The sequence below is a fragment of the Pyxidicoccus fallax genome, from assembly GCF_012933655.1.
Lineage (GTDB): Bacteria > Myxococcota > Myxococcia > Myxococcales > Myxococcaceae > Myxococcus > Myxococcus fallax.
Genome location: NZ_JABBJJ010000368.1, coordinates 1 through 11,799, shown reverse-complemented (window position 1 = coordinate 11,799; position 11,799 = coordinate 1). Strand labels below are relative to the sequence as shown.

At 71.7% G+C, this 11,799-nt stretch carries 8 protein-coding genes; 5 read left to right on the top strand and 3 right to left on the bottom strand.

Annotation, left to right across the window (positions count from 1 at the left end):
* Both HG543_RS44940 and HG543_RS44935 read left to right on the top strand, forming a co-directional pair.
* Nucleotides 1-676, top strand: a 676-nt coding sequence (locus HG543_RS44940; protein WP_169351117.1) for an HAD family hydrolase, incomplete at its 5' end; no start/stop codon positions are given.
* 343 nt (nt 677-1,019) lie between these two features.
* Nucleotides 1,020-1,880, top strand: coding sequence for a sulfotransferase family protein (locus tag HG543_RS44935; RefSeq protein ID WP_169351116.1), 861 nt, complete (start codon nt 1,020-1,022; stop codon nt 1,878-1,880).
* 81 nt (nt 1,881-1,961) lie between these two features.
* On the opposite strand, the gene atpA is transcribed toward HG543_RS44935, so the two are convergent.
* The 3 genes from atpA to atpH all read right to left on the bottom strand — a co-directional run bounded on the left by atpA (nt 1,962) and on the right by atpH (nt 5,971).
* Nucleotides 1,962-3,509: a F0F1 ATP synthase subunit alpha gene (gene atpA / locus HG543_RS44930; RefSeq protein WP_169351115.1), complete on the bottom strand. Its 1,548-nt coding sequence runs from the start codon at nt 3,507-3,509 to the stop codon at nt 1,962-1,964.
* 275 nt (nt 3,510-3,784) lie between these two features.
* Nucleotides 3,785-5,275, bottom strand: a complete 1,491-nt coding sequence (locus HG543_RS44925; RefSeq protein ID WP_169351114.1) for a PAS domain-containing sensor histidine kinase — start codon at nt 5,273-5,275, stop codon at nt 3,785-3,787.
* A 147-nt stretch (nt 5,276-5,422) separates the two neighbouring features.
* Entirely contained in the window at nt 5,423-5,971 is a 549-nt protein-coding gene (gene atpH / locus HG543_RS44920; protein ID WP_169351113.1) for an ATP synthase F1 subunit delta, read from the bottom strand.
* A 185-nt stretch (nt 5,972-6,156) separates the two neighbouring features.
* Between atpH and HG543_RS44915 the strand changes: the two genes are divergently transcribed.
* The 3 genes from HG543_RS44915 (at nt 6,157) to HG543_RS44905 (ending at nt 11,485) form a co-directional block, all read left to right on the top strand.
* Nucleotides 6,157-7,983: an Hsp70 family protein gene (locus tag HG543_RS44915; protein WP_169351112.1), complete on the top strand. Its 1,827-nt coding sequence runs from the start codon at nt 6,157-6,159 to the stop codon at nt 7,981-7,983.
* A 70-nt stretch (nt 7,984-8,053) separates the two neighbouring features.
* Entirely contained in the window at nt 8,054-9,220 is a 1,167-nt protein-coding gene (locus HG543_RS44910; RefSeq protein WP_169351111.1) for a TIGR02266 family protein, read from the top strand.
* 156 nt (nt 9,221-9,376) lie between these two features.
* Nucleotides 9,377-11,485 carry a beta-propeller domain-containing protein gene (locus HG543_RS44905; protein ID WP_169351110.1) on the top strand — a complete coding sequence of 703 codons (2,109 nt, stop codon included), beginning with the start codon at nt 9,377-9,379 and terminating at the stop codon, nt 11,483-11,485.
* Nucleotides 11,486-11,799 lie beyond the last annotated feature (314 nt).

Genomic DNA, 11,799 nt, shown 5'->3' with positions numbered 1-11,799 from the left:
GGGGTGGGATTTGGGCGGCCGGGTGGTGGCGCCGGCCACGGCGGACCCGTACCTGACGGCCACGTGCGCGGCGCACCGGCTGCTCCAGCGCTTCGGCAAGGGCGCGGACGAGGCGCTGCGCTCGGAGGCGGTGCAGGGGCTGTATCGCGAGGCGTATGCCTATTCGGCCACCGCCTTCAAGCCTGAGGCGAAGGAGGTGCTGGAGGCGCTGCTGGCCACGGGGCTGCCGGTGACGGTGGTGACGAACGCGCACACGGACCTGGTGGAGAAGAAGCTGGACCAGCTCGCGCCGAAGGGGCGTGAGCGGCTGAAGGTGTCCGGCGACGCGCGCAAGTTCCTGTTGGACGCGCCGGCGGTGGCGGACGCGCGCTTCGACGCGGTGCCGGAGACGCAGGTGCTGGACGGCGTGCTGCGCCGGCCCATCTACCTGCGCCGGGGCCGGTACTTCGAGGCGCTCAAGCGCGTGTGGGACGCCACCGGTACGCGGCCGGAGGAGACGCTGGTGGCCGGCGACATCTACGAGCTGGACCTGGCGCTGCCGGCGGCCCTGGGCGCGCAGGTGCAGCTGGTGGCCCGCGACAACGTGCTGCCCTACGAGCTGAAGGCGATTGAGGGCCTCGGCGCCCGGGGCGGCGTGGACCGCAGCCTGCGCGCCCTGCTGCCGCGCCTGCGCTGAAGGGCTGGCGCGCACCGGCCGGGTCCGTCACGCGGGCGGGCCCGGCCGATATCCCCTCCGGCCCCGGGCGTTGATTACGACGTTCGTCGTATTTCCAGTGCTCAGAAATACGACACACGTCGTAACCAACTCCCGGGAGGGACCATGTCCGTCCGTTTCGCCGTCGTCGTGCTCGCGGTGGTGGGCGCGTCCGCCTGCGCGTCGGCGCCCGCGAACCCCATCGGGCCGGAGGACGACGCGTACTGGCAGTAGCCCCGGCCGCACTGGCGGACACGGCCGGCGGGGAGGTCGTTGCTGACACGGCTCCCGCCGCGCTCTCGCGCCCGCTACCGTCGCGGCCTCCATGCGCCCTCCCAATCTCTTCATCGTCGGGGCTCCGCGTTGTGGGACGACGTCCATGCACGGCTACCTCCAGCAGCACCCGGAGGTGTTCATGTCGCCGGTGAAGGAGCCGCACTACTGGTGCTCGGACCTCTTTCCCGCGGACACGTTGGCCACCCACGAGGAGTACCTGGCCCTCTTCTCCGGCGCGGACGCGCGGCACCTGCGGGTGGGCGAGGCCTCGCCCACGTATCTCTTCTCGAAGGTGGCGCCGGGCCGCATCCGCGACTTCGCGCCGGACGCGCGCATCCTCATCATGCTGCGCGAGCCGGTGGACATGCTCTACTCGCTGCACCAGCGGCGCGTGCTGGTGGGCAACGAGGACCTGCTGGACTTCGAGGCGGCGCTGGTGGCCGAGGCGCCGCGCGGCCAGGGTGAGCTGCCCGCGCGCGGCGGCCTGTACCGCTACCGCGAGGTGGGCGCCTACGCGGAGCAGGTGCGGCGCTACTTCGACACCTTCGGCCGCGAGCGCGTGCACGTCATCCTCTACGACGACTTCAGGAAGGACGTGGCCACCACCTTCCGGGACACGCTGCGCTTCCTGGGCCTGCGCGAGGACGCGCCGGTGGACCTGTCCGCGCGCAACGAGAGCCGCGCCATTCGCAGCCACGTGGTGCACCGGCTCGCCACGCGGCTGCGGCGCCTTCCTCTCACCCAGGGCCTGGGCGCGCGTCTGGTGGACCTCAACACGAAGCCGGCCCGGCTGGCGGAGCTGCGCCCCGAGGTGCGCCGTCAGCTCACGGCCCACTTCGCCCCGGACGTGGAGCGCCTGGGCGCGCTGCTCGGCAGGGACCTCGCGCACTGGTCCCGGGCGGCGGCCTGAAAACACGAAGCCCCGCGTCCCAGGGAAGGGCGCGGGGCTCACGTGGCGGCGGGGCTCAGCGGCCCCGCCTGGGAGGCCTCATCAGACCTTCGCGCCCGGCGTGGGCTGGAAGATCTCGTTGAACTCGGTGATGGCCTTGTTCAGCGCGGCCTTGATGTCGTTGGTCAGCTCGCGCTTGGTGGAGATGTCCTTGGAGAGGTTCGGGTGCTTGCCGGCCGCGAACTCCAGGAACTCACGCATCCAGCGAACCACGTCGGCCACCGGGATGTCGCGAATCCAGCCGCGCTTCTTGGGGTCGTCGCGGTTGGTGGCGGCGTAGATCTGCATGACCTGCAGCTCGACGGGCAGCGGCTCGTACTGGCCCTGCTTGAGCAGCTCCACCATGCGGGCGCCGCGGGCGAGCGTCTCCTGGGTGGCCTTGTCGAGGTCGGAGCCGAACTGGGCGAAGGCGGCCAGCTCGCGGTACTGGGCCAGCTCCAGCTTCATCGTGCCGGCCACCTGCTTCATGGCCTTGATCTGCGCGGCGGAGCCCACGCGGGACACCGACAGACCGACGTTGATGGCGGGGCGGACGCCGGCGAAGAAGAGGTCCGTCTCGAGGAAGATCTGCCCGTCCGTAATCGAGATGACGTTGGTCGGGATGTACGCGGACACGTCACCGGCCTGCGTCTCGATGATGGGGAGCGCGGTCAGCGAGCCGGCGCCCTCCTCGTCGGACAGCTTGGCGGCGCGCTCCAGCAGGCGGCTGTGGACGTAGAACACGTCGCCCGGGTACGCCTCGCGGCCCGGCGGGCGGCGCAGGAGCAGGGAGAGCTGGCGGTACGCCACGGCCTGCTTGGACAGGTCGTCGTACACGATGAGGGCGTGCATCTTGTTGTCGCGGAAGTACTCGCCCATGGCCACGCCGGCGTACGGCGCGAAGAACTGCATCGGCGCCGGGTCGGAGGCGTTGGCGGCCACCACCGTGGTGAACTCCATGGCGCCGAAGCGGTTCAGCTTCTCCACCACCTGGGCCACCGTGGACTGCTTCTGGCCGATGGCGACGTAGATGCAGTAAACGCCCAGGCCCTTCTGGTTGATGATGGTGTCGATGGCGACGGCCGTCTTGCCCGTCTGGCGGTCACCGATGATGAGCTCGCGCTGACCGCGACCCACCGGCACCAGCGCGTCCAGCGCCTTGATGCCCGTCTGCAGCGGCTCGTGCACGCTCTTGCGCTTCACGATGCCGGGCGCCTTCACCTCGAGGCGGCGCACTTCCGAGCCGGTGATGGGGCCCTTGCCGTCCAGCGGCTTGCCGAGCGGGTCCACCACGCGGCCCAGCAGACCCTTGCCCACGGGAACCGAGGCAATCTGCCCGGTGCGCTTCACGGAATCACCCTCGCGGATGTTCTGGAAGTCACCCATGACGGCGACGCCGACGTTGTCCTCCTCGAGGTTCAGCACGAGGCCCTGGATGCCGTTGGTGAACTCCACGAGCTCACCGGCGAGGGCGCCCTCGAGGCCGTAGATGCGGGCGATACCGTCACCGACGGACAGCACCGTGCCCGTCTCCGCGACGGTGACCTTCTTGCCGTAATCCTTGATCTGCTCCCGGATGATTCTGCTGATCTCGTCGGCGCGGATTTCCATGGGCGTTTCGCGTCCTTGCACAGGGGCGGCCCGATGTGGGGAAGGCCGCCGAAAGCTAGAAGTCGGGGCCCCTTACCATGCACACCCCCCCGCTGCAATGCGCACCGTGCGCGTCGCTCGCGGGAGGTGATGGCCCCGGTAAGTAGTCAGACAGCCCAAGGGGGGCCCTTCTTCCGAGGGAAGGCTGGGTGCGCCCTCCGTGAAGGCGCGCCGCTTCTACCCGGTATCAGCGGTGACCCGGAACCCCCGGGCCGGCCGATCAGACGCTGCCCGGCTCAGAGCGCGGTGCCCTCCCGGGGCAGCCAGACGATGAAGCGCACGCCGCCCTGGGTGCGGGACTCGACGGTGAGCCGGCCGCCATGGGCGAGGGCAATCTGCCGGGCGATGTAGAGCCCCAGCCCCAGCCCGTCCGGGTTGGGGGGGCGGCCCCGGCGGAAGGGCTCGAAGAGGGTGGCGTGCTCCTCGGCGGGCACCACCAGGCCGTCGTTGTGGACGGACAGGGTGACACCTCCCACCACACCCGCGAGGCGCAGCGCCACCGGCGCGTCCTCGGGGCCGTGCTGGAGGACACTGCCCAGCAGGTTGTCCGTGAGCTGGGCCAGCCGGGCCGCGTCCCACCGGCCCCGCAGGTCCCCCTCGGCCTCCAGGTGGAGCGTCCTGCCCGGGTGGGCCTGCCGGCGCTCCGCCACCACCCGCTGGACGACCTCGTCCAGGGAGCCCGGCTCGGGGCGTATCGTCAGCCCGCCGGCCAGCCGCTCCCGGGTGAAGTCCAGCAGCTCGTGGATCATCCGGTCCATGCGCCGGGCCGCCTGGGCCATGTGGCCCACCAGCCGCCGCTGGGGCTCCTCCAAGCCGCCCAGGCGCTGCAGCGCCCCGGTGCCCTGCTGGATGGCCTGCAGCGGTGTGCGCAGGTCCGTGCCCATGACGCCCAGGAGCTGGTCGCGGAAGTGGTCCGTGCGGGACGCGCGCTCCTCCGCGGCCTTGCGGCTGCTGATGTCCCAGACGGCCACCAGCCGCGCCGGCCGGCCGTCCCACGTCACGTGCTTGGCCAGCACCTCGACGGGAATCCGCTGCCCGTCGCGCCGCACGGCCAGCAGCTCGTAAGGGGTTTCCACGCCCCGCTGCATGGCGGCGTGCATGGGCTGGCGGAACTCGGGCGCCACCCACTCGGAGAGGTGCCGGCCCTGCATCTCCGCGGGAGACGCGTGGCCCAGCAGGTTCGCCAGCGCGCGGTTGGCCTCGATGAGGATGCCGCCGTCGTGCAGGAAGTACCCGTCGCACGCCACGTCCGCGAGGCTGCGCATGTGCGCCTCGCGCTCGGCCAGCCGCCGCTCCGCGCGCACGCGCTCCGTCTCGTCGCGCAGCCACAGCACCACGCCGGCCAGCGCGCCGCCGTGCAGGGCGGGCGAGGCGCTCACCCGCAGGTGCAGGGGCGAAGGCTGCGTCTTGAGGGCGCACGTCATGACGCCCGACACCGCCTCCTCCACCACGTCCTCGCCCGACAGGGCGCGCGCCAGCAGGGGCGACAGCAGCGGGGCCACGTGCGGCCACAGCTCCGGCAGGGGACGGCCGAGGTGCGCGCGCGCCTCCTGGCCGGACAGCGCCGCCAGCGCCGCGTTCACCCACACCGGCCGCAGCTCCCGGTCCAAGAGGGCGACGCCACAACCCGGCGCGTTGAGCAACGCGCCCAGGAAGGGTCGTGACTCCTCTGGCGACGCCGGAGCGGGCGTGCCTTCGGGAAGCCAGTGGAGCAGGGACTGCGGCATGTTCAGGTCGTCCGGAAAACGCGGGCTTGTCCCGCGTCACCCGAAGAGTATACCCCTTCTCCGGGCCTACGGGAAATGCCGGTTTGCCCTGGACTGCAGGGTGAGAGCCCGACCTGAAAAGTTGGCTGCCCGACGGGCAGCCAGACGTCAGCGCTGCTTCAGCTCGCGGCGCATCTCCTCCAGCTGGGTGCGGAGGCTGCCGTCATAGAGGATGCTGCCCACCTGGGCCGACACCCCACCCAGCAGGGAGGGGTCCACGCGGGTCTCCAGGATGACGTTGCGCTGGGTGACCTGCTGCAGCGTCTGCTGGAGGCGGGCGAGGGCGTCGGCCGGCAGGGGCGCGGCGCTGGTGACGCGGCCCCGGACGCGGCCGGCACGGGCATCCGCCATGTCGCCGAAGAGGCGGGCGATGTCGCCGAGGTAGGGGAGCCGGTTGCGGTCCACCAGCAGGCGCAGGGTACTGGCCAGCACGGGGTCCACGCCACCCGGGACGGCCTTCATGACCCCCTCCACCACCTGACTGACCTGGGTGCGGGTGTAGGCGGGGTTGTTGATGACGTCCGACAGCTCGGGGTTCTTCGCGAAGATGCTGGCGAAGGCGGAGAGCTGCTCGGCGACGGCATCGGTACGGCCGGCCTCCGAGGCGACATCGAGGAGCGCACGGGCGTAGCGGCGGGCGATGGACACGTTGGCCATGACGGCCGCGCCCTTAGCACGGGCCCCGCCCCCGGGCAACGCCCGTGGCACCCACACCCACCGTCCGGTGCCGCACGCACGCCTGCACTGGAGGCGCAAAAGCACCCGGTACACCGGTGGTATGGGAAATAGGAGACTTGGCGAGGTGGCCGGAACACCCGTAGCGTGGTGTCCTGATAACCCCCATGCACGACCCCGTCATCGGCATCGACCTGGGTACGACCAACAGCGCCGTGGCGACCGTCGAGGACGGACGCGCGCGGCTCATCCCCTCGCGCGCCGGTGGGCGGCTGACGCCGTCCGTGGTGGGCCTGACGAAGGGCGGTGAGCGCGTGGTCGGCCAGGCGGCCCAGGCGCTCGGGCAGGAGCACCCGGACGCGGTGGTCTGGGCCACCAAGCGTTTCCTCGGCAGGCGCTACACGCCGGAGCTGGTGCAGCAGGCGAAGGCGCTGGTGCCGTACCCGCTGGTGGCCGGCCCCTCTGGAGACGTGCGCGTGAAGCTGGCCGGGCGCGTGCTGCCCGTCACCCAGGTGTCCGCGATGATTCTGGGGGAGCTGGCGCTGGACGCGCAGGCGCACTTCGGCCGCACCGTCACCAAGTGCGTGATTACGGTGCCCGCCAACTTCGACGACAACCAGCGCCAGGCCACGCGCGAGGCGGCGAGCATCGCCGGGCTGGACGTGGTGCGGCTGGTGAACGAGCCCACCGCGGCGGCGCTGGCGTACGGCCTGTCGCGCGGCTTCGAGGGCAACGCGCTGGTGTTCGACCTGGGCGGCGGCACCTTCGACGTGTCGATCCTGGAGGTGAAGTCCGGCGTCTTCGAGGTGCGCGCCACGGGCGGCGACTCGCGGCTGGGCGGTGAGGACTTCGACCAGCGCATCGTGCAGTGGCTGCTGGCGCAGGTGGACGACGAGCTGCGCCACGTGGTGTCGCAGGACGCGCCCAGCCTGCGCCGGCTGAAGGTGGCCGCGGAGGCCGCCAAGCGCGCGCTCACCGAGCAGGACGAGGCGACCATCTCCGTCACCGACCTGGGCGACCACGCGACGACGGGCCGGCGCATGACGGAGCTGGAGACGGTGCTGACGCGCTCCTTCTTCGAAACGCTGTCCGAGCCGCTGTCGCGCCGCTGCCTGGAGGTGTGCCAGTCGGTGATGCGCGAGGCGAAGATGGACCCGCGCTCGGTGGACGTGGTGCTGCTGGTGGGCGGCATGACGCGCGTGCCGCTGGTGCGCAGGCTGGTGGCGGACTTCTTCGGGCGCGCGCCGTCCACGGACGTGCACCCGGACGAGGCGGTGGCGCTGGGCGCGGCGGTGCAGGCGGACGAGCTCTTGCGCCAGTCCGGCAACGCGCTGCTGTTGGACGTGGCCAGCCAGAGCCTGGGCGTGGGGGTGATGGGCGGGCGCGTGAAGCGGCTCATCGCGAAGAACACCGGCGTGCCGGTGGTGGCGCGCGACATCTTCTTCCCGGGCACCTCCGGCCAGCAGGAGGCGCGCATCCCCGTGTACCAGGGGGAGAGCGAGTACCAGGACGAGAACCACAAGCTGGGCGAGGTGGTGCTGAAGAACCTGCACGTGGCCGCGCGCGGCGACGTGCCGCTGGAGGTGGTGTTCGAGCTGTCCAGCGAGGCCATCCTCGCGGTGAAGGCCACGGACCTGACCACCGGCAACATGGAGACGGTGCGCCTGGAGGCGCGGCCGGGCATGGCGCAGTCCGAGGCGGAGAAGCTGGGCGCGGAGCAGGCCCACTACGCGCAGAACCAGGGCGTGGTTGACGCGAAGCGCGCGGAGGAGCTGTTCCGCAAGCTGCTGGAGCGCGGGGACAAGCTGGCGCGGCTGCTCCAGCAGAGCGCGCAGGAGAACCCCAGCCCCGAGGCCGAGGCCGCCGTCATCACGGTGCAGCAGCTCCTGGACGGGGGCCGCACCGCGCTGGAGAGCGGCGACTCGGCGCGGTGCGCCGCGATTGCTCGCCAGCTCACGCAATTGCTGTCCGGTCGCCAGGAGTCGCGCGCCTGAGCGTCCAGCCCCCAACGCTGGCCCGGGGGGCCCGTGGTGGCCCTTCTTCCTTCTTTCTATCCGTGAGTCCATGAGCCCCACCTCTCCCGCCGTGCGCGACACCGTGTTCGTGGTGGACGACTCCCGCACCGCCCGCGAGGTGGTCCGCCTGCACCTGGCGCGGCTGGGCTGCGAGGCCATGGCGATGGACGGCGGCGAGGCCTGCCTGGCCGAGCTGTCGCGCCGCACGCCCTCGCTCATCCTGTTGGACCTGCGCATGGAGCGCATGCAGGGGGACGAGGTGTGCCGGCGGGTGAAGGCGCATCCGCTGGGCCGCAACGTGCCCGTCATCATGTTCACCTCCGCCGGCGAGCCGCACGAGGTGATGCACTGCTGGCGCGCGGGCGCGGACGACTTCCTGCCCAAGCCGGTGGCGCTGGAGGCGCTGGAGGCGAAGCTGGCCGCGGTGCGCGTGGCCCGGGAGCCGGGGCGCGAGGGCGCCGCGCGAGGACGCCGGGTGTTGCTGGTGGAGGGCGGGCGCTTCCTGCACACCTTCCTCGGCGGCGCGCTGGAGCAGGAGGGCCTGCACGTCCTCTACGCGCGCGACACCGAGGACGCCACGCGGCTGGCCGCCGAGCACGGCGCGCGACTGGACGGCTTCGTGGTGGACGTGTCGCGCGCCCCGCGCGAGGCGCTGGCGCTGGCGGCGCGGCTGCGTGACGCGCACGCGCGCAAGCCCCTGGTGCTGCTGTCGCGCGCGGAGGAGTCCGCCGACGTGCTCGCGCGCGCGCAGGCGCTGACGGGCGCGCCGCTCCTGGAGAAGCGCCACCTGGGCGCGGATGAGCTGCTGGGCCGCGTGCTGGGGCGGCTGGTGCCGGGGCTCACCCCGCTGCGCGCCGCCGAGCGCGTGCCCTTCTTCACCGTGGTGGAGTTCTCCACGCCCGGGGGCCCGACGATGTCCGGCTTCAGCCACGACGCGAGCCCCGAGGCCCTCTTCGTGCGCACCCTCACCCCGGCGCGCGAGGGCGCGCGGCTGTCCTTGAAGGTGCTGCTCGCCGGCCAGCGCACGCCCTGCACGGCCGAGGCGACGGTGGTCTGGGCCAACCCGCCCCGTTCCCCCGGCGCCTTCCGCGCCCCCGCCGGCATGGGCCTGCGGCTGGAGCGCATGGACGCGTCGCTCACCCAGCAGTTCGTTCGCTTCGTGCCGCGGACCCTCGGTTTTCCGCTCTCGGGTTCCCCCCGCGCATCAGGTTTCTGAGAGGCCTCCCCTCCCGCAAACCCCTGGAAGTTCCAGCACCTGCGCGGCTGTCGCCCCCTGGCATGGGGGTGGCAGAGGGGCGCACGGCCGCCGTCGCGGCGCGGAGAGACAGGCCCGCGCGACGCCGGTGAGGCTGACATGACGCGGAGGATTCTGATGCGGCAGTGGAAACGCTTGGGGTGGATGGGGCTGGCGGTGGTGGCGGCGGGCTGCGGTGACTCGGACAAGCCGGCGCGGACGAACGAGCCGGTACAGCAGGCAGCGAAGCTGGAGTCCTTCGCCGACTGTCAGTCCCTGGAGCAGCACATCGAGGACACCGCGACGCGGCAGATGCGCGCGTCGCTCGAGTCCATCAAGGACACCGGGAATTGGTGGTGGGGCTTCCCCACCATGGACCGGGGAGGTGGCATGCCGCCCCCGATGCCGACGACGGGCGAGCCCCCGGAGAGTGACTCCGACTCCAGCAACGGGCCGGACAACCACACGGGCACCAACAACCAGGTGGAGGGCGTGCACGAGGCGGACTTCGTGCAGAACGACGGCACGCGCATCTTCGTGCTGTCCGGCCCGCGCCTGTACATGCACCGCTCGTGGCCCGCGGAGCAGCTGACGCGCACCGCGCTCCTGGAGGTGGAGGGCTGGCCGCGCGAGATGCTGCTGGACTCGCAGCGCAACCGGCTCGTCATCGCCTCGCAGGTGTACGAGAAGCGGCCCGGGCAGCCCACGCGGGAAGATGGTGTGGGAGTGGCCGTGGACTGCGTCGGCTTCGGGTGCGCCTATACGTACGGCGACACCCTGAAGGTGACGGTGGTGGACGTCTCGGACTCGGCGGCGCCGCGGGTGCTGGAGCAGGTGTACCTGCCGGGCGGCTACCTCAGCGCGCGGCGCGTGGAGGGCGCGGTGCGGCTGGTGCTGTCCGACCCGTTCCGCTGGCCGAACGGCATGAGCTTCCACCCGGAGTACTCGCCGGGACTGTACGAGGACAAGGAGCGGCTGGCCGAGGCGGTGGACGCGCTCATCGCGAAGAACGAGCAGCTCATCCGCGGGCAGACGCTGGAGCAGTGGCTGCCGCCGGGCCGCCGCGTGGACGCGGACGGGAAGGTGAAGCCGCTGGCCTATGCGTGCTCGGACTTCATGCGCGCCAACGCGCCCACGGGCGTGGGCTTCGTGACGGTGCTGTCCATGAACCTGGACTCGGGCGCGGGCGCGGGCCTCGACCGCACCAGCCTGGTGGCGGCGCCGGGCGAAGTGTACGCGTCGAAGGACTCGCTCTATCTGGCGACGAACCACTGGTGGTGGTGGCCGGAGGCGGGCCAGAAGGACTTCGCGTACCTGCACAAGTTCGACATCCGCGAGCCGGGCCGCGCCACCTACGTGGGCAGCGGCACGATGGAGGGCCACATCGTCAACCAGTTCGCTCTCGACGAGCACGAGGGCGTGCTGCGGGTGGCCGCCACGGTGACGACGCGGGTGATGGACCCCGCGAATCCGTGGGGCCGCCCCGAGACGGTCAGCCGCGTGAGCACGTTCCGCGAGGACGGCGGGCGGCTGGTGGAGCTGGGCCGCAGCGAGGACCTGGCGAAGGGCGAGAGCATCTTCAGCGCGCGCTTCGTGGGGAAGAAGGGCTACATCGTCACCTTCCTGCGGACCGACCCGCTCTTCACCTTCGACCTGAGCGACCCGGCGCACCCGCGCAAGGTGGGCGAGCTCAAGGTGCCGGGCTTCTCCACGTACATCCATCCGGTGGGCGACACGCACCTGCTCGCGCTGGGTGAGCACCGGGACGAGGACGGCGGCTGGAACGGCCGCGCCGTCAAGCTGACGCTGTTCGACGTCAGGGACCTGGCCGCCCCGAAGGAGGCCTTCACCCAGATTGTCGGCACGCAGAGCGGCGGCAGCGAGGCGCTCTACAATCACAAGGCCTTCAACTACTTCCCGGCCAAGGGCCTGCTGGCGGTGCCCTTCTACGACTGGGAGCCCAGCAGCGGCCATGATTACTGGTACGGCTTCCGTAGCGAGCTGCGGCTGTTCCGCGTGGACACCACCACCGGCATCACCCCGCTGGGGGCCATGTCCATGAAGGATGCGTACCAGACCCTCAACCACCGGAACTGGACCTGGTACTGGCAGCCCACGGTGCGCCGCAGCGTGATGGCGGACGACTACGTCTACGCCATCACCGACGCGGGCCTGCGCGTGTCGAGGGTGGACGCGCTCCAGACGCCGGTGGCCACGTCGCTCTTCGAGCCGCCCGTGATGAGGTGACACGGCGGAAGTGTACCGCCCGGAAGTCGGGTGGACTGTGACGGGCTCCTGGCAAGGGAGCTCCGTCACCGGGCGGCAACCGACCTCCCCGGTCAGGCCGGTGGGCGGCGGGGCGTCACGGTAGGGGAGCGCATTCTCCTCCCGAAAACGCTATAGGCGCGCCTGCCATGTCCACCGCCGTGACTTCCTCCTCGTCCTCGTCCGTGAACTCGCTCGGCACGGAGCTGCGTGAGCTCACCCGGCTGGCGCTGCCCATGGCCATTGCCCAGGGTGGGCAGGCGCTCATGGGCCTGGTGGACACGATGGTGGTGGGG